Annotated in this window: 18 protein-coding genes; 10 read left to right on the top strand and 8 right to left on the bottom strand. The window is 35.9% G+C overall.

Annotated elements, in window-relative coordinates:
• Window positions 1–6 precede the first annotated feature (6 nt).
• The 3 genes from MTQ00_RS01105 to MTQ00_RS01095 form a co-directional block, all read right to left on the bottom strand.
• The gene (locus MTQ00_RS01105) at window positions 7–921 is read right to left on the bottom strand and encodes a ribonuclease Z (RefSeq protein WP_273647389.1); all 915 of its coding nucleotides are present in this window, start codon (window positions 919–921) and stop codon (window positions 7–9) included.
• Window positions 922–983: 62 nt separating this feature from the next.
• Window positions 984–1,568 (bottom strand): RdgB/HAM1 family non-canonical purine NTP pyrophosphatase, encoded by a 585-nt coding sequence (gene rdgB / locus MTQ00_RS01100; protein WP_273647388.1) that lies wholly within the window; start codon window positions 1,566–1,568, stop codon window positions 984–986.
• 19 nt (window positions 1,569–1,587) lie between these two features.
• A complete protein-coding gene (locus MTQ00_RS01095; protein ID WP_273647387.1) occupies window positions 1,588–2,418 on the bottom strand; it encodes a CPBP family intramembrane glutamic endopeptidase in 831 nt (276 codons plus the stop codon).
• Between the two features lie 222 nt (window positions 2,419–2,640).
• On the opposite strand from MTQ00_RS01095, the gene MTQ00_RS01090 reads away from it, so the two are divergent.
• The 3 genes from MTQ00_RS01090 (at window position 2,641) to MTQ00_RS01080 (ending at window position 5,389) form a co-directional block, all read left to right on the top strand.
• Window positions 2,641–4,236, top strand: coding sequence for a peptide chain release factor 3 (locus MTQ00_RS01090; RefSeq protein WP_172277381.1), 1,596 nt, complete (start codon window positions 2,641–2,643; stop codon window positions 4,234–4,236).
• Between the two features lie 221 nt (window positions 4,237–4,457).
• The gene (locus MTQ00_RS01085; RefSeq protein WP_273647386.1) at window positions 4,458–4,799 is read left to right on the top strand and encodes a hypothetical protein; all 342 of its coding nucleotides are present in this window, start codon (window positions 4,458–4,460) and stop codon (window positions 4,797–4,799) included.
• A complete protein-coding gene (locus tag MTQ00_RS01080) occupies window positions 4,793–5,389 on the top strand; it encodes a DUF4349 domain-containing protein (protein WP_273647385.1) in 597 nt (198 codons plus the stop codon). Before MTQ00_RS01085 ends, MTQ00_RS01080 begins: the two co-directional genes overlap by 7 nt.
• Window positions 5,390–5,669: 280 nt before the next feature.
• Here the strand turns inward: MTQ00_RS01080 and MTQ00_RS01075 are convergent, their stop codons facing one another.
• Together MTQ00_RS01075 and MTQ00_RS01070 are read right to left on the bottom strand one after the other, a co-directional pair.
• Window positions 5,670–6,035 carry a hypothetical protein gene (locus MTQ00_RS01075; protein ID WP_172277375.1) on the bottom strand — a complete coding sequence of 122 codons (366 nt, stop codon included), beginning with the start codon at window positions 6,033–6,035 and terminating at the stop codon, window positions 5,670–5,672.
• A gap of 25 nt (window positions 6,036–6,060) precedes the next feature.
• The gene (locus MTQ00_RS01070) at window positions 6,061–7,200 is read right to left on the bottom strand and encodes an acyl-CoA dehydrogenase (protein ID WP_172277372.1); all 1,140 of its coding nucleotides are present in this window, start codon (window positions 7,198–7,200) and stop codon (window positions 6,061–6,063) included.
• A 145-nt stretch (window positions 7,201–7,345) separates the two neighbouring features.
• On the opposite strand from MTQ00_RS01070, the gene MTQ00_RS01065 reads away from it, so the two are divergent.
• Both MTQ00_RS01065 and MTQ00_RS01060 read left to right on the top strand, forming a co-directional pair.
• Window positions 7,346–9,124, top strand: a complete 1,779-nt coding sequence (locus MTQ00_RS01065) for an AMP-dependent synthetase/ligase (RefSeq protein WP_172277369.1) — start codon at window positions 7,346–7,348, stop codon at window positions 9,122–9,124.
• A 244-nt stretch (window positions 9,125–9,368) separates the two neighbouring features.
• The gene (locus MTQ00_RS01060; protein WP_273647384.1) at window positions 9,369–9,587 is read left to right on the top strand and encodes a cytochrome C551; all 219 of its coding nucleotides are present in this window, start codon (window positions 9,369–9,371) and stop codon (window positions 9,585–9,587) included.
• Between the two features lie 165 nt (window positions 9,588–9,752).
• Here the strand turns inward: MTQ00_RS01060 and MTQ00_RS01055 are convergent, their stop codons facing one another.
• Entirely contained in the window at window positions 9,753–10,550 is a 798-nt protein-coding gene (locus MTQ00_RS01055) for a helix-turn-helix domain-containing protein (RefSeq protein WP_273647383.1), read from the bottom strand.
• A 166-nt stretch (window positions 10,551–10,716) separates the two neighbouring features.
• Between MTQ00_RS01055 and MTQ00_RS01050 the strand changes: the two genes are divergently transcribed.
• Together MTQ00_RS01050 and MTQ00_RS01045 are read left to right on the top strand one after the other, a co-directional pair.
• Window positions 10,717–10,929: a hypothetical protein gene (locus MTQ00_RS01050; RefSeq protein WP_172277359.1), complete on the top strand. Its 213-nt coding sequence runs from the start codon at window positions 10,717–10,719 to the stop codon at window positions 10,927–10,929.
• Window positions 10,930–11,098: 169 nt separating this feature from the next.
• Window positions 11,099–12,259, top strand: coding sequence for a thioredoxin family protein (locus MTQ00_RS01045; protein WP_273647382.1), 1,161 nt, complete (start codon window positions 11,099–11,101; stop codon window positions 12,257–12,259).
• A gap of 70 nt (window positions 12,260–12,329) precedes the next feature.
• On the opposite strand, the gene MTQ00_RS01040 is transcribed toward MTQ00_RS01045, so the two are convergent.
• Window positions 12,330–13,352 (bottom strand): 3-oxoacyl-ACP synthase III family protein, encoded by a 1,023-nt coding sequence (locus tag MTQ00_RS01040; RefSeq protein WP_172277353.1) that lies wholly within the window; start codon window positions 13,350–13,352, stop codon window positions 12,330–12,332.
• Window positions 13,353–13,424: 72 nt separating this feature from the next.
• Between MTQ00_RS01040 and MTQ00_RS01035 the strand changes: the two genes are divergently transcribed.
• Window positions 13,425–14,324, top strand: coding sequence for a magnesium transporter CorA family protein (locus MTQ00_RS01035; RefSeq protein WP_172277350.1), 900 nt, complete (start codon window positions 13,425–13,427; stop codon window positions 14,322–14,324).
• A 277-nt stretch (window positions 14,325–14,601) separates the two neighbouring features.
• Entirely contained in the window at window positions 14,602–16,188 is a 1,587-nt protein-coding gene (locus MTQ00_RS01030) for a patatin-like phospholipase family protein (protein ID WP_273647381.1), read from the top strand.
• A 157-nt stretch (window positions 16,189–16,345) separates the two neighbouring features.
• Here MTQ00_RS01030 and MTQ00_RS01025 read toward each other — a convergent pair whose 3' ends face one another.
• The gene (locus MTQ00_RS01025; protein ID WP_273647380.1) at window positions 16,346–16,876 is read right to left on the bottom strand and encodes an NAD(P)H-dependent oxidoreductase; all 531 of its coding nucleotides are present in this window, start codon (window positions 16,874–16,876) and stop codon (window positions 16,346–16,348) included.
• Between the two features lie 92 nt (window positions 16,877–16,968).
• On the opposite strand from MTQ00_RS01025, the gene MTQ00_RS01020 reads away from it, so the two are divergent.
• Window positions 16,969–17,343, top strand: a complete 375-nt coding sequence (locus tag MTQ00_RS01020; RefSeq protein ID WP_273647379.1) for a winged helix-turn-helix transcriptional regulator — start codon at window positions 16,969–16,971, stop codon at window positions 17,341–17,343.
• Window positions 17,344–17,415 lie beyond the last annotated feature (72 nt).

The raw sequence follows: 17,415 nt of genomic DNA, 5'->3' as shown, positions 1-17,415 counted from the left end.
CTTCATCTAAATTTTCACACTTTCCAATGCTTTCGGCAGGAATGTATTAGGAAAAACAGTTCTTGCCTCATCGGTAAATACGGTCAGATCTCCATACCTGTTGGAAAAATGCCCAAGAATAAGTTTACCTACCTCCGCTTTCTGTGCTATCGTAGCTGCTTCCAAAGCCGTAGCATGTCCGGTATAATCCGCCATTTCCTTTAAATCATGTAAAAAGGTTGATTCATGATACAAAACAGTAACATTCTTTATAATAGGAATCACAGATTCCAGATATCTTGTATCACTACAAAAAGCATACGAAACCGATGGCATAGGATCCACTGTTAGGATTTCGTTTTTCAGAACATATCCGTCACTAAGCACAAAGTCCTTCCCTGCTTTTATATTATGATAATCACATACTTCAATTTCATTGTACTTGGCTATCTCCTTCATATTGATATGTCTGTCCTTCGGCTTTTCCTTAAAAAGATAACCGTTACAGTAAATCCTGTGATCCAAAGGAATTGTAAACACCTCTACTCTATTGTCCTCATAGATCTTTTCGGAATAATCCTTGTCCAGCTCGTGATAAATAACTTCAAATCCACGATGGGTTTCCGTAATGGTAAAAATGGTTTCCAGCATTTTTTTAATCCCCTTAGGACCATACACGTGTAAAGGAGTTTCCCTGCCCAGCAAACGGAAAGAAGCAATAAGTCCCGGTAACCCGAAACAATGATCCCCATGAAGATGGGAAATAAAAATATGATTAATCTTTGAAAACCTTGCTTTGGCTTTTCTCAACTGAACCTGTGTACCTTCTCCACAATCGATCAGGAAATGTCTTTCTTCCATTTCAAGCAACTGTGCCGTGGGAGAGGTATTAATCGTAGGAATTGCTGAATTAAAGCCTAATATCGTTAAATAAGTACTCAAATCAATAGTTTATTATAGCAAATGTACGACAGAAATTTTGGATATGCCTGTTTCTAAAACTATTATTGATATTCACCGGCAACTTTAAGGTGATCCAGAAACAAATCCAAAGCCTGTTTCCGGTGGCTGATCTTATTTTTGTCTTCAGGATTCATTTCAGCAAATGTTCTTTCATGCCCTTCCGGAACAAAAATCGGATCATATCCAAATCCTTTATGTCCTTTATTCTCTGTCAACAGATTTCCGTAAGCCCTCCCTTCAAAATATTGAGCTCCGTTTTCATCATAATAACATAAGACTGTAATAAAATAAGCTTTTCTGTTTTCAACGCCTTCCATTTCGCCTAAAACTTTTTCTATATTTTTTGCAAAATCATGATCTCCTGCATAACGTGCCGAAAAAATCCCCGGACGACCGTCCAAAGATTCCACAACCAATCCGCTGTCATCTCCAAGACTTGGAATCCCTGTCTTTTCAAAACAATATTTTGCCTTGATAAGGGCATTGGCATTAAAAGAGTCTCCATCCTCTACAATCTCCTCGTGGATGTCGTAATCTGTAAGACTTTTGACAGTATAACCTCCTCCTAATATTTGTTGAATTTCTTCCTTTTTATGTTGATTGTGCGTTGCAACTAATAATTCCATATCCTTTTCATTTTTTTAATTAAATTTCAGCGTAATGTACCTTGTACTTTTTCATAAAGAGATAGTAAAACAGAGAAAAAAGTATAATCCCCACTACCAGCAATATCCATTCAGAAATTTTAAATGCTTCTGAAAAACTTTCATTTTTTGTATACGTAATCAATAATGATGAACATAAGTTATTAAAGCCATGCAGCAACATCGGCAATAAAAGCGACTTTGTCCTTTCATAAACAATCCCTAAAACGCAGCCCAGCAGAACTGCTCCCACAAACTGCCATGGATTCCCATGCACCAGTCCAAAAATAATGGAAGCATACAAGATCGCTTTCCAGGGTTTTACTCCTTTATTGATAAGTCCTTTCTGAATAATTCCTCTAAAAATAATTTCTTCAAAGATCGGAGCCATAATCACAGCCGTTATGATCATAACGACAGGATCATCTGTCAGCTGATTCATCAACTCACTGAAAAACTCATAATATTTCCCGAAAAAAGGCCCGGTTACAGGAATCTGAGAGGTTATAAACTCAGAAATAAACATCATCCCTATCATCATTGGAAAAATCAGAAGATAGGTATAGAAATTGGTAGGAGAAAAATTGAAATTCAGCTTTTGTTTTGTGGTAGGCCTAACAATGAAAAAATCAAAAAAAGCAATTGCCGTTAAAAATCCTGCTGCATTGGATAACATAAAAAACCAATCTTTGAGCTGTAGGTTTTCTTTAAAAATCAGCATCCAAAAGAAGTTCAGAAAAGTGACGAACAAGGTTCCCACAAATAATCCTCCTAATAAAACAACGCCACCGATCCATGTAAAAGTATAGTTTGGATATCTGCTGTTTTTCATGTTTTTCCTTTGTAATAATTAAGGAACAAAGGTAATTTTTTTGAAGGCCTTAAACAACAAAAAAAGAAAATTCTTAGGGCTGTTTAAATTCCGGAAAGTGATTCGGTTCCGACATTCCGGTTATCCTTTGATTCCGAATATACCGGGGAGTTTTCTTTTTGTTTTGCAATTTATTTGACAGCGTCATAAAAAATCACGATTTTTGCAACTTCAAAATACACTATGTCAGACTTAATCAAAGAAATACAAAAAAGAAAAACATTTGGGATTATTTCTCACCCTGATGCCGGAAAAACAACCTTGACGGAAAAGTTACTTCTTTTCGGGGGAGCTATTCAGGAAGCTGGTGCAGTAAAATCCAACAAGATAAAAAAAGGAGCTACCTCCGACTTTATGGAAATTGAAAGACAGAGAGGGATCTCTGTTGCCACTTCCGTATTGGCTTTTGAATACAAAGGGCACAAAATAAACATTCTGGATACTCCCGGGCACAAGGATTTTGCCGAAGACACGTATAGAACATTAACTGCAGTTGATTCCGTAATCGTCGTGATAGACGTGGCAAAAGGAGTTGAGGAACAAACGGAAAAACTGGTTCAGGTTTGTAGAATGAGAAACATCCCGATGCTGGTTTTCATTAATAAACTGGACCGTGAAGGTAAGGATGCTTTTGACTTGTTAGATGAAGTTGAACAAAAATTGGGTCTTAGTGTAGTCCCTCTTTCCCTGCCAATTGGAATGGGTAGTGACTTCCAGGGTATTTATAATATCTGGGAAAACAATATCCAGTTATTTCTGGAGGAAAAAAAGCAAAAAGTTGGTGAGACGGTTAAATTTGATGATATCAACGATCCTGCCATCGATGAACTGATCGGGGAAAAAGCGGCTAAAACTTTACGTGATGAGCTGGAGCTCGTGCAATCCGTTTACCCGGAATTCAGTCGTGAAGACTATATGAAAGGTGATTTACAGCCGGTTTTCTTTGGATCTGCTTTGAACAACTTTGGGGTACGTGAATTATTGGATGCTTTTATAGAAATTGCACCTATGCCTCAACCTAAAGAAAGCGATACCCGAATTGTAAAACCTGAGGAAAATAATTTTACAGGATTCGTTTTCAAAATCCATGCTAATATGGATCCTAAACACAGAGACCGCCTGGCATTCGTTAAAATTGTATCCGGAACTTTTAAAAGAAATGAAAATTACTTATTAGTAAGAGAAGGTAAAAAAATGAAATTCTCATCTCCTAATGCTTTCTTTGCAGATAAAAAAGAAGTAGTAGATGAAAGTTTCCCTGGTGATATTGTAGGATTACACGATACGGGAAGTTTCAGGATTGGTGATACATTAACCGGTGGAGAAAAATTGAGCTTTAAAGGAATACCTAGTTTCTCTCCTGAACATTTCCGTTATATCAATAATAACGACCCACTTAAAGCTAAGCAATTGGCTAAAGGTATCGATCAACTAATGGACGAAGGGGTTGCTCAGTTATTTACCCTTGAAATGAACAACCGAAAAATAATCGGAACGGTAGGTGCGCTTCAGTATGAAGTTATTCAATACCGTCTTGAGCATGAATACGGAGCAAAATGTACGTACGAACCTCTTTCTATGCACAAAGCATGTTGGGTGGAAGCAGATGAAAAATCTGAGGAATTTAAAGAATTTGCAAGGCTGAAACAGAGATTCCTGGCAAGAGATAAGTATAACCAGCTTGTATTTTTAGCGGATTCTTCGTTTACCATCCATATGACTCAGGAGAAATTCCCGAATGTCAAACTCCATTTCATCAGTGAGTTCAGTCAACAATAAAAAATTGTTACCCAATAATTTAAAACCGTTCAGCAGATACTGAGCGGTTTTTTTTGTACAAATCTATAAAACAAAAGCATTCCCCATTTGTAAAATAGTTTTACAAACAATACAAACGCCTCATTACATAGCACTTAAGATTTTACCGAAAGAATACAGTCTTTTTACAAGCGAAGCTTTGATCACCCAGCTAATTTTACCTCATCAAAAAAATTAATCTTATGAAAAAGTATATCTTACTTATTGCTTTATCCACCTCCTTTATAGCATGTAAAAAAAGTGAAGCAACGCAATCTCAGCTGAAAGAAGCTGTACAATCTGTTGACAGTTCTGTTGTTGCCGCATCAGAAGGCATCAATAAGATGGCCAACACGGCAGATGCTGTATTTGATTCTGCCAATGTAAAAATCAAAGAATTTGATCAAGCTCAAAGCAACCTCAAAGAAACTATTGAAGCGACCTCAAAAAGCGTAGACTCCCTTTCGCAGCAGATTACTTCCACCCGGCTTGAATCAAAAAAGAAAAGAAAGATTCTACGGAAAAAAAAGCTGAAAAAATGGTGATCAATGTTCCTTCTCCAAAGATCATTAGAGAAACCCGGGTTGTTTATAAAGATAAAAACAACAAGGCAAATGAAGAAGCAAATATTTCTAAAAACAAAATGATAAAAACGGGTACCCTGGAATTAAAAGTTGAAAACGCCGAAACAGCCAAAGACCTTGTAAGCGAGCAAATAAGAAAATATGATGGTTTTATAAGAAGTGAAAGTATTTCTTCGGGTAATGATGATAAGAAAACGGCTTATCTGCGAGTAAAGGTTCCCATCCAGAAATTTGAATATCTTATGGCTGATCTCAGTAGTATCGGCTCTGTTGAAAAAAAAGAAACAGAAGTTTCCGGGCAGAATTATCTGGAAAATACTATGTGTGATCTGGAAATTACTTTGTACGGAACAACATCATGGTATGCGGAAGATAAAGAACCTGAAACTTTTGGTAATCGCTCGATCGCTGCCATCTCTTCAGGATGGGATGTTATCACAGGAATTTTTTTATTTTTCCTGCCTTTCTGGCCTGTATTCCTTATCGGAGGGATCGGATATTATTTTTACAAAAGAAAAAACAAAAATATTCCCAAAAGCCCTTCTCATTAAGTACAAAATCACCTTCAGACCTGGGGGTGTTTTATTTTTAATTTTTTTTTAATGCCCGGAAGGTCATAAAGAAAATATTCTTTACTAACTTTATGATACAGAATTAAAAAACGAACACCTGGCAGTATAGACCAATTTCCAAAGTCCGGTCAGGTGATTATTAAATAAAATCTTACTTTATTCAATGCTTATATAAAGAAGATCATATAAAAGAAACAATATTATATCTTAATATTTTGTGGTGCGTGTATATGAAAGGCTCTCGATCGAGAGCCTTTCATTATTTCATATTCACTACTTTATCTACAACATACCTGGTATTTCCTCTCCATGGTAAGGCTCCTTTATATTCTTTATAATGAAGATCAAAGCTTTTACCACTGTTGGTTTCAAGTTGTTTAAAAACTTCAGGATCGTTTACAGAAAACTCAAACTCGTAGCTTGTTATACTTCCTGTTTTTCCCCGGCCGAAGCCTTCCTGAATCAATTTACCTTCATACGTCTTAAAAACATATCCTTTCTTAATCGCGTAATTCAGATAACCTGATTTTACTCCTTCTCCGAAAACGAAGAAGTATTTATACCATACAAATACTCCTAAAAGAAGTACAATGACTCCGAGAGTAATCCACCAAGTTTTTTTCATAAATAGTTGTGTTTGTTTGTTTTTTTTATTTTGAAATACTTCTTGAAATCACAATTTTCTGGATTTCAGAAGTTCCTTCATAGATCTGGGTGATCTTAGCATCACGCATAAATCTTTCCACGTGATATTCTTTCACGTATCCATAGCCACCATGGATCTGTACTGCTTCAATAGAAGTATCCATTGCTACCTGGGAAGCATATAACTTTGCCATCGCTCCACTTTCAGAGATATCTTTTCCTGCATCTTTTTCAGTTGCAGCCTTAAAGCAAAGCATTCTGGCAGCTGTAATTTGCGTAGCCATGTCTGCTAATTTGAAGGCAATAGCCTGGTGGTTGATAATTTCAGTTTTAAACGCTTTTCTCGTTTTAGCATATTTCAAAGCCAGCTCATAAGCTCCGGAAGCAATTCCTAAAGCCTGAGAAGCAATCCCGATTCTTCCTCCATTTAGTACAGCCATAGCAAAATTGAATCCAAATCCATCTTCTCCGATTCTGTTCTCTTTTGGTACTTTTACGTTATTAAAGATCAAAGAGTGTGTATCACTTCCTCTGATTCCCAATTTATCTTCTTTCGGTCCGATTTCAAAACCTTCCCATCCTCTTTCCACGATAAACGCATTGATTCCCTTATGCTTTTTCTCAGGGTCAGTTTGTGCAATAACGATGTAATAAGTAGCCGTACCTCCGTTGGTAATCCAGTTCTTGATTCCGTTCAAAAGGTAATAATCTCCCTTATCCTCTGCAGTGGTCTTTTGTGATGTCGCATCAGATCCTGCTTCAGGCTCAGATAAAGCAAATGCACCAATTACCTGTCCACTTGCCAAAGGGGTAAGATATTTTTGTTTTTGTTCCTCAGAAGCAAATTTTTCCAAACCTGCACAAACTAATGAATTGTTTACAGACATTACAACCGCTGCAGATGCATCTACTTTTGCGATCTCCTCCATTGCCAAAACGTAAGAAACACTATCCATTCCTGCTCCACCGTACTTCGGATCTACCATCATCCCTAAAAGCCCCATTTCACCCATCTTCTTTACCTGCTCAGTCGGGAATTTCTGATCGCGATCTCTTTCAATAACCCCTGGTAATAGTTCGTTTTGTGCAAAATCTCTTGCTGCCTGCTGTATCATCAGCTGTTCTTCGGATAAATTAAAGTCCATAAAAATTAATAATTAGATGGTCGTAAATTTACACTTTTTAAGCAAATCTGAAAAAATAATTACTATTATAAAATTCCAGTGAGGTTTATGCTATTTTCACAAAAATGCTTATATTTAGATTTCCTTAAAAATTACATAAAAAATTATGACGATCAAAAGATTATTCGATATACCTCACTATGCTTTGGAGAAATTTCCTAAAACGGACATGTTCGTTACAAAGTATCAGGGTGAATGGAAAAAAACATCTACACAGGAATTTATCAATCAGGGAAACAAAATATCCAGGGGACTTTTAAAGCTTGGAATAAAACCCGGAGATAAGATTGCACTCATTACCACCAATACCCGTACGGAATGGGCGGTGATGGATTTGGGACTCTCCCAGATCGGTGTTGTTTCAGTCCCTGTATATCCAAGCATATCCCATGAAGATTACGAATTCATCTTTAATAATGCCGAAATACAATATTGCTTTGTTTCTGATAAAGAATTGCTTGCTAAAGTAATGAAGGTGAAGCATAACATTCCTTCTTTACAAGGGGTTTTCACATTTGATATGATCAGTGGTGCTCCAAACTGGCGTGAAATTTTGGATCTGGGTGAAGATGATTCTACACAAATTGAAGTGGAAGATCTTTCGAATGCCATTAATTCTGAAGACTTGGCCACCATTATTTATACTTCAGGAACTACAGGAAGGCCTAAAGGAGTAATGCTTACCCACCATAATATCGTTTCCAATGTTCTGGGTTCTGTTCCAAGGATTCCCAAGAAAAGAAGCCTTGACTATAAAGAAACAAGAGTGTTAAGCTTTTTGCCGATCTGTCATATTTTTGAAAGAATGCTTTTCTACCTGTTCCAATACAATGGGTTCTCCGTTTATTTCGCTGAAAGCATTGATAAAATGGGAGAAAATGTAAAGGAGGTAAAACCTCATTATATGAGTGTTGTTCCGCGATTGGTAGAAAAAGTATATGATAAGATTTACAACACCGGATCTTCAGCAGGAGGATTAAAATCAAAAATCTTTTTCTGGGCCCTGAACCTGATCTCAAAAAAGAAAGAAGTTTCAAAGCCTTCCGGTCTTTTGGAACTTATTGCTGATAAACTTGTATTTTCAAAATGGAGAGAAGGTCTGGGAGGTGAAATCATCACTTTGGTTTCAGGTTCTGCAGCACTTTCCACAAGATTAAACCTGATGTTTCAGAATGCCGGGATTCCTATTCTGGAAGGATATGGATTAACGGAAACATCGCCCGTGATCTCCGTAAATAGTTTTGATAAGATGAAAATCGGAACCGTAGGACTTCCATTGGATAATTTACATGTAAAAATCCAGGAAGACGGTGAAATAACAGTAAAAGGTCCTTCTGTTTTTAAAGGTTATTTTAAAAATGAAGAAATGACAAAAGAAGTTTTTACTGAAGACGGATATTTTAAAACCGGAGATATCGGAAATATTGATGCTGACGGCTTTCTACAAATCACCGATCGTAAGAAAGAAATGTTCAAAACATCCGGAGGTAAATATATTGCACCACAGATTATAGAAAACCTGGCAAAAGCTTCTAAATTCATAGAACAGATTATGGTAGTCGGTGACGGCGAGAAAATGCCATGTGCACTTATTCAGCCAGACTTTGAATTTGCCAAAAGCTGGGCTATGAGAAATAATCTGAATGTAGGCTCTACTCCTCAGGAAATTGCAAAAAGCCCTGAATTAAAAGAAAGAATAGAAAAAGAAATTGATGGCATTAATGAACATCTCGGAAACTGGGAAAAAATTAAAAAGATTGAATTGACTCCTGAAGTATGGAGTATTGAAGGAGGTCTTTTAACGCCTACTCTTAAACTCAAGAGAAAAGCGGTCAAAGAAAAGTTTATTAATTTATACAATAAAATGTATGAGCATCATGAATAAAATAGTAACCGCCCTTACAAGGGCGGTTTTTTATGTTTTATATATCTCTTGTTCATCCTTATAAAGTCACATAAAATTTCATCATTATAAATATTTTAAATACAATTCTTAAATTTTATTATTCAAATAAACGCAATAAAGTTTTAATTAACATAATTTTCATTTTTTTATTGTTTTTTAATAATACGACCACCCCGTTAGGAACAATTATTGAACTGTCTGTTATACACCAAAACAGAATATTATGAAAAAGTTGATATTGCTAACCCTGGGTTTAGGGATATTTGCAGTGAGTTGCGGAACCAAGGAGCCCCAAATGTCATCAGGAACTACAGATTCTACAGCAGTAGATAAAACTGTGAAAACAGCCCCTTCTACTACTGATACAGTCAAAACAAAGACATTACCTCCTGATAGTATCAAAATGAAAATGGATACCGTAAAAGCTCCCGCAACCCGATAATAAATTTTTAACCTAAATATGGAAAATCCGCAGCTGAAACGCTACGGATTTTTTTATGGAGTACAGATTTTGATTCTGGTGCTAATTTTAGTTTTCGTGATTAGTGGTATTGCTTTCAAAAGTACACATTCCTCTCTATGAAAAATTGTAAAATTGTAAACCTGGCTAAAGAAACAACCATTTTACTTTTCCTTCGGAATATACCTTGTCAAAAAATTTTTTAGGGGTAAAACCTGTAAGCGCCTTAAAATCTTTTATCAGGTGGGATTGATCATAAAACAGGTGATCATAGCTTAGTTCGGTAAGAGTTTTCTTCCCGACATGCTCCAGGAGAGTTTCTCTGAACCGTTGAATTTTCCTGAAATCGGACGGACTTTTACATAAATAAAGATCGAAAAGCTTATTAATCGTCTGCCTTGTTGTTTTATATTCGCAGGCATGAGCTTCTATAGACTTATCCAGGTCCATCAGTACATCACCCACCAATTCATTAAGGAATGCATGATTGAAACCTATATACCTGGACATCCAAAAATCTTCAATCATTTCTACTCTTTTTTCAGGATCCTGTTCTTCTAAAATCGGAATCATTGAGGCTTCAAAATCATCATAAGGGAAAAACATTTTGGAAAAGTCCTTGGTATATTCTTTCAATGGGCGTTCTAAAAAAGCATTTAATCCCAATGGCTTAAAGTAAAAGGTTATTTCATTTAAGCAGCCTTGTATTAATACTTTTATAGGCCTTTTATAATGGCATATTAAGTCTGATGAAAATCCGCCGTTATTTTTTTCAATGACCCGTATCTCATTATTTTCAAACTGCAGCTCTACATTCCGGGATATTGATACAATACTGTAGTTATTAGGAAAAGTGAGATACTCTATATCCTCTGAATACCGGCTTTTATTCAGGAAATAATAACCTTCCAGAAAATTACCCAGCGTGGGATTCTTAGGTTTCATCAATTGCAGTTCCATCTCTTTTTCTTATAATGCTTTGATATCCAATAGATCTCAAAAATAACTGAAAAATTACATTATATCGTATTTTTATAATGAATATTAGCTTATATACTATTAATACTAATATTTTTCTATATTTGATCAACAAACATTAAAAGAAATTACTATGAAAAAATTATGGATCGGAGCAGTTTTAGGGTTATTTATTATGAGCAGCTGCGCCCAGAATAAAGAAAAGCGGGAAGAATTTAAAGATGAGCATGATAAAAATGCCATGAGAAATACAATGGGAGATTCTGCAGTTGCCAACTCTGACACGGCTCAAACCAACCCATCGGACAGTTTAAAAACGAAAACAGATTCTACAAAAGCAAAATAATAAAATAATCCGCAGAATTTCTGCGGATTTATTTTTACATAGAAGAAGAATACCATCAACTGGTGTTAAAAATTTATCATTAAAATAGATAATACCGTAACAATTTTCACTGTAGTACGACTTATGCATTGACATATTTATTACATTTGCAATCAATAAAAAAGTATTTATGAAAAAGTTAACGATACTCTCTTCAATCTTCGTGGGTGTATTTGCTTTTGCACAAGGTATCAAATTTGAGGATACCAGCTTCGCAAGCGTTGTTGCTAAAGCAAAAAAAGAAAACAAGCTGATCTTTATCGATGCCTATGCATCATGGTGTGGACCATGCAAACTGATGGCAAAAAACATTTTCCCATTGAAAAATGTTGGAGATTACTATAATTCTCATTTTATCAATGCCAAAATTGACATGGAAAAAGGGGAAGGAATTGACCTTGCCAAAAAATATAATGTAAAAGCTTTCCCTACCTACTTGTTCATTAATGCAAACGGTGAAGAAGTACACAGAACGTTAGGATACGTAGAAGAAAATGATTTCGTTCAGTTTGCTAAAGATGCGGAAGACCCGAATAAAAGACTGACTGCATTAAAGCAAAAATTCGAAAACGGAGAAAAAGATCCTGAATTCTTAAAGAATCTTGCCGGACTTACCATTTATAATGACTCGGAATTTGCGGGTAAAGTCCTGGATCGTTATTTCCAGGGAAAATCCAGTCTGAATCAGGAAGATGTTCAGATATTACTTGCCGGAATTCAAAGTACAGAAAGTCCTTTGTACAAAATTTTTAAAGATAAAAAAGCGGACATTGTGAAGGTCCTTCCTGGTGAAAAATACGATATGGTTGATAAGAATATTAAGATGAATACCATCGTTAAAAAGTCTTATAATGCCGACACCAAAACATGGAATGACAGTTACTTTTTAGCCGAAACCCAGAAGTTTCTAAGCAAAGAAGAATCTGAAAAAATCTTAAAAAGAGCAAAATCCAGCAGAGCATTGAAAAATAAGGACATTGCCACTTATGAGGCATTAACTTTAGATTTATACAAAGATTATTCGGCTGCCTCTTCTGAAGAACTGAATTCTATTGCATGGAACTTTTTTGAAAATGTAACCACAAAATCATCTCTTGAAAAAGCAATCCTTTGGGCTCAGGAATCGGTAAAGAAAAATGAAAGCTATGCAAATACAGATACCTTAGCGAACCTTTACAATAAGGTTGGGGATAAAAAGAATGCTAAAATCTGGGCTGAAAAGTCTGTAGCACTGGCTAAGAGTAGCGGTGAAGATGCTTCGGATACTGAAAAATTATTGAAGAGCCTTTAAACAACTTCTATATATAAATAAGAACCGCAGTGTAACTGCGGTTCTTATTTATATATATCCAATCAAGATATTAATATTCAAACAATACACTTCCCCAGGTAAATCCACTTCCGAAAGCGGAAAGAAGTACCAGGTCTCCTCTTTTGATTTTACCTTCTTCAATCGCTTCGCTTAAAGCAATCGGAATAGAAGCTGCCGTTGTATTCCCATATTTCTGGATATTGTTGTAGATTTTTTCATCCGGTAATCCGAACTTCTGCTGTACAAATTGGGCAATTCTCAGATTCGCCTGATGGGGAATAAACATATCGAGATCTTCAACTGTTTTTCCTGCTTTATTTAATGCTTCCACCATCGTTTCAGGAAATCTTGTTACCGCATGTTTGAATACGAAGTTTCCATTCATAATAGGATATACTTCTTTATTGGTAACATTTTCGGGCTCCTTTCTCATGCGATCACTCCAGCCGTATTTTGAACCCGGGAACTGGGTACATAATTCGTCTGCATATTTACCTTCAGAATGCATATTAAAGGATAAAACATCTCCCGCATTCTCGTCCTCAGTTGCAGAAAGGATAACAGCTCCTGCCCCATCCCCGAAAATCACGGAAACTCCTCTTCCTTCATCAGAAAAATCCAAACCAAAGGAATGTACCTCAGCGCCTACGACTAAAATATTTTTATAGGCTCCGGTTTTAATAAAAGCATTAGCTACACTCATCGCGTAAACAAATCCTGAACATTGATTCCTTACATCCAATGCTCCGATGGTATCGCATCCCAGCATATCCTGAAGCAATACCCCACATCCTGGAAAATAATAATCGGGAGAAAGCGTGGCAAAAACAATATAATCGATATCCTTAGCGGTTAATCCTGCTTTTTCAAGAGCTTTTTCAGACGCTTTGAATGCCAGGTAGGCTGTCGTCTCCTGTGAATCGTTTCTGTTTTTCCTGTGTCTTCTTTCTTTGATACCTGTCCTCTCCGTGATCCATTCATCATTGGTAGTCATTAATTTAGCTAAATCATCATTCGTTACAACATTATCCGGAACATAAAATCCGATTCCTTTTATTGTACTTTTAATCATATAGTTTTTTAATTTTGGCAAAGATAAACTTATTTGACCCATAGTATTTCAAAATATTAGTATTTTTACTTTATGCCAATCGATACGATATACAGAGATTCCCACTGCGAATGGGTGGATGTAGAAGCTCCAACCCCAGAAGATTTACAGTTTCTTCATGAAAGATATGAGATTAATAATCTCCTTCTGGAAGACACCCTTGATCCTAATCACCTTCCGAAATATGAAGAGGATGGGAATGTAAAGTTCTTCCTGCTGCGGGAAAGTACAGAACTGGAAAGGAAAAATCTGAATACGATAAGTGATATCAGCACCAAAATTGGAATTTTTCTTCTGGAAAATACGATCATTACAGTTCACAGGATGAAAACCAGAAGTATCACCGAAACAAAAAAACAACTTTCTTCCAGCACCACAGATTCGTCACCGGAAAATATCGCCTTGATGATCGCCCTATTGATCATGAAAAGCTTTGATGATGAGTCAATCAGCTTACTGGAAACCATGGATAATATAGAAAATGAAATTTTCTTAAAGAATACCAATCATACGACCCAGATCCGAAGGCTTTATAAACTGAAAAGAAAATCAGGTTTGAATTCCAGGGTCCTTATTATTTCTACAGATGCCGTTGATAAGTTTAAACTTCTGAATCTTCAGGATTCCGAATTTGTAGACCTGAAAGATAAGCACAAAGACGTTGTTGCCGATTTTGATCACCTGAACATCCAGATCACCAACCTTATTTCTATGTTCCTGGCATTATCGGATCAAAAAGCCAACCAGGTGATGAAGGTATTGGCAATTTATTCTGTTTACTTCTTACCGATTACTTTTATAGCGGGAGTCTACGGAATGAACTTTGATAATATGCCGGAACTGCATCATAAGCATGGTTATTATTTCACTTTGGGATTAATGGCTTTAATTGTCATTGTTACTTTTATTTATGCGAGGAGAAAACAGTGGTGATGGATCGGTCTTCAAGATATGGAGTTTTTTAAGGGAAGGATTAGATTTGCTTACCAAACATAATTATAAAATTTGCAATTTTTCTTAAGAGCTAAGTTTTTTTTAATCCCACAGGTCACTCAGTTTAGCACCGATGCTTATTGAATATTTAACTCTGAAAATGGGGTGAAATTTGGATATCTTTTGGTATTTTTATCTTCAATAAAACCACTGAGCTTTAAAGCGACTATACAAAAGCTGCAGTTTTTTATTTTAAATCTAAAAACACCAAACCACCATGAACCCGGATCTTCTTAATAAAATTCTCGGTGATAATGTTCTTTCAAAAGAGTCTAAAGACAAACTTATGGCTCTGCATGAAAATATTTCCACCAAAGAGTTCTCGGATCTACTGGACGCTGAAGGCCATCAATATGTCGAATTTGTACAGGAAGGCGGTGGTGTTTGGGGAAGTGCACTGGTAGGTTATCTCTATGGTCTTGAAATATTCGGTGTCCGTTTTCTGAAAGTGGCAGGTACAAGTGCCGGGGCTATCAATACAATGTTAATTGCGGCTTATAAAACAAAAGAAGAAGCTAAAAGTGAAGTAATCAAAGAAATTTTATTCAACTGGAATTTTGCAGATTTTATGGATGGTAAACCTTATGTAAGGACTACTATCCATGCAATGCTTAATAACAAAAACTTCCTGAAGATAAATACGATTATTGCCATTATTATTTTACTCATCCTTGTGATTACCCCATTTGCGGTATCCTCTGAAACGGTATGGAGGGCTAAGCTTATTTTCCTTATTCCCATTATTCCTTTGATTCTGATATTTTTCTGCCTGAAAAAGTTTTATAATGATTTCCGTAAGCAAAACAGCGGTCTTAATCCCGGAAACACATTTTTAAATACCATGAAAGATGCTCTGGATAGTTTCGGTGTGAAAACGGTCGCTGACCTTAATCAGAAATTTTCTGCCAGGGAGGGTGCACTCAATCTTAATTACCGTTACGGCAATAATCAGGAATACTACACCATAGCACTAAGAAGTATAGAAGAAATAAAAAATGCTAATCTGGAACATATAGACGAAACGCAGTATAAAATATTTTATGACAGTGCCGTCAGCAATGATCATTATAAAAATAACCCCTTCTATCAGTTAAGATCAGAATACGTTGTCGTTACAACAGATATTAACGCTAAAATAAAGGTGGAACTGCCTACGATGGCCAATTTATACTGGTCAGAAGAAGAACTCAAACACAGCAGTCCGGCTGAATTTGTGCGTGCTTCCATGTCTGTTCCTTTCTTTTTTGAACCTTTTCAAAAGAGGATTAATAAGGATGATGATTCTGTAAAATACGCATGGAGGTTCTGGATGAATACAAAACCGCAAGATATTTATCCTGTGGGTGTTTTCATAGATGGGGGAAGCATTTCCAATTTCCCTATTGATCTTTTTCATGCCAATGATGTATTCTATCCGAGAATGCCTCTGTTTGGTGTACAGCTTACGAGTAAGTCCGAAGGGGATGCCGATAAGGGGAAAACCAGCGAGCAGATCTTAAAAACCCCTTTTTCATATGCAGGAAATATCATTGAAACCCTGAAAGGCTTTAATGATAAATCATTCCTCACCAAACATACTTTTTATCGTTTGTATAGCATACAAACCGTAGATTGTGGAACCAGCAGCTGGCTTAATTTCTTTATGAAAAGGGAAGAAAAGGAACAACTTTTCAATGCGGGTTTTTCAGCCGCACTGGATTTCCTCAATGGATTCGACTGGAAAAAATACAAAAAGGAAAGAATGATGATATCGATGAAGGAGAAAAAAATACTGAAGGAAGAAGATACGAAGACGGTGGGTTAAAGAATTTCTAATATCTATAAAATAAAATACTTATGAATCCGTTTGTCTATGATTTTTACAATGGAATTACGATAAAAGAAATTCTAAAAAATAATAAAATTTAAACCTAGTTGGAAAAAGCCGGATCATCAATCATTTAAATGATCCAGCTTTTTTATTATAATTTATCAATAAACTTCAGATATTCCGGGACACTTTTCTCTATCCATTCCTGTGAAGTATTAATTTCCAAGTTGTAATAGGTAAAAAGATCTTTATAATCTGCTTTTATATATTCAAAAGTGAGTTCAAAAGGTCTGGTCAATTCTTTCATTGTATATTTATATTTACCGGAAGCAGAATAATCTTCTTCTTCCACGCCGGCTGTAATAGCCAAAGCAATCTTCTTCCTTCCTACTTTAAATCCGCTTTTGCTTCCGTATGCCCATCCATAAGTTAAAACTTCATCAAACCATTTTTTTAAAAGCGGCGGACTGCTGAACCAATAAAAGGGAAACTGAAAAACTATTTTATCATAACTTTCAATCAATTCCTGTTCTCTCTTAACATCAATTATACCATCAGGATATTCCTTATACAGATCATGAACGGTATATTTTTCAGGATACTGAGAGAGCTCTTCCACCCATCTTTTATTGATCAGCGAATCTTTCATTACAGGATGGGTAACAATTACCAATGTTTTCATTTTAATGCAATTTATAGTTACAAAAATAATCCTATCCACTTACATTTCGTACATTAGCAACCTAATGTATGGTACTATAAAAAAAGTAAGTAATGAGCAAAATAAAGGAAACATCAACAAATTTTGAGAATAAAAAACTCTTATCCGATGAATGTTCTGAGGTTTATGCTTCCAACATTATCGGTGGACAATGGTCACTGGCTATATGCAGCTGGTTGATTAATGGTAAACTGAGATTTGGGGAATTAAGGAAACTTTTACCCAATATTACAGAACGTATGCTTACCTTACAACTCAGGAAGCTGGAAGAAAATAAGATCATTACAAGAACCGTTTTTGCGGAAGTCCCACCTCGTGTTGAGTATGAACTTACAGCAATAGGTTATAAGCTAAAGCCTATCATTAAAGAACTTGAGCAATGGGGAACGGAGCATAAGGAAATTGTAAGTTCGGATAGACTAAATTGATCCGAAGTTTCTGCCTATACTAAAGACGGGTATTCGTAGAGTTTTCTGTTATTATCAGAAAATAAAATATTG

The organism is Chryseobacterium sp. B21-037, assembly GCF_028570785.1.
In the GTDB taxonomy this organism is placed as follows: domain Bacteria; phylum Bacteroidota; class Bacteroidia; order Flavobacteriales; family Weeksellaceae; genus Chryseobacterium; species Chryseobacterium proteolyticum.
This window is presented reverse-complemented; position numbering and strand designations above follow the sequence as displayed.

Excerpts from the sequence above, each read along its gene's own strand:
- MTQ00_RS01075 (WP_172277375.1), bottom strand. The coding sequence starts at position 6,035 with ATGAAAAAAACTTGGTGGATTACTCTCGGAGTCATTGTACTTCTTTTA.
- MTQ00_RS01060 (WP_273647384.1), top strand. The coding sequence starts at position 9,369 with ATGAAAAAGTTGATATTGCTAACCCTGGGTTTAGGGATATTTGCAGTG.
- MTQ00_RS01025 (WP_273647380.1), bottom strand. The coding sequence starts at position 16,876 with ATGAAAACATTGGTAATTGTTACCCATCCTGTAATGAAAGATTCGCTG.
- rdgB (WP_273647388.1), bottom strand. The coding sequence starts at position 1,568 with ATGGAATTATTAGTTGCAACGCACAATCAACATAAAAAGGAAGAAATT.
- MTQ00_RS01020 (WP_273647379.1), top strand. The coding sequence starts at position 16,969 with ATGAGCAAAATAAAGGAAACATCAACAAATTTTGAGAATAAAAAACTC.
- MTQ00_RS01080 (WP_273647385.1), top strand. The coding sequence starts at position 4,793 with ATGGTGATCAATGTTCCTTCTCCAAAGATCATTAGAGAAACCCGGGTT.
- MTQ00_RS01095 (WP_273647387.1), bottom strand. The coding sequence starts at position 2,418 with ATGAAAAACAGCAGATATCCAAACTATACTTTTACATGGATCGGTGGC.
- MTQ00_RS01040 (WP_172277353.1), bottom strand. The coding sequence starts at position 13,352 with ATGATTAAAAGTACAATAAAAGGAATCGGATTTTATGTTCCGGATAAT.
- MTQ00_RS01050 (WP_172277359.1), top strand. The coding sequence starts at position 10,717 with ATGAAAAAATTATGGATCGGAGCAGTTTTAGGGTTATTTATTATGAGC.
- MTQ00_RS01055 (WP_273647383.1), bottom strand. The coding sequence starts at position 10,550 with ATGAAACCTAAGAATCCCACGCTGGGTAATTTTCTGGAAGGTTATTAT.
- MTQ00_RS01030 (WP_273647381.1), top strand. The coding sequence starts at position 14,602 with ATGAACCCGGATCTTCTTAATAAAATTCTCGGTGATAATGTTCTTTCA.
- MTQ00_RS01035 (WP_172277350.1), top strand. The coding sequence starts at position 13,425 with ATGCCAATCGATACGATATACAGAGATTCCCACTGCGAATGGGTGGAT.
- MTQ00_RS01090 (WP_172277381.1), top strand. The coding sequence starts at position 2,641 with ATGTCAGACTTAATCAAAGAAATACAAAAAAGAAAAACATTTGGGATT.
- MTQ00_RS01085 (WP_273647386.1), top strand. The coding sequence starts at position 4,458 with ATGAAAAAGTATATCTTACTTATTGCTTTATCCACCTCCTTTATAGCA.
- MTQ00_RS01070 (WP_172277372.1), bottom strand. The coding sequence starts at position 7,200 with ATGGACTTTAATTTATCCGAAGAACAGCTGATGATACAGCAGGCAGCA.
- MTQ00_RS01065 (WP_172277369.1), top strand. The coding sequence starts at position 7,346 with ATGACGATCAAAAGATTATTCGATATACCTCACTATGCTTTGGAGAAA.
- MTQ00_RS01045 (WP_273647382.1), top strand. The coding sequence starts at position 11,099 with ATGAAAAAGTTAACGATACTCTCTTCAATCTTCGTGGGTGTATTTGCT.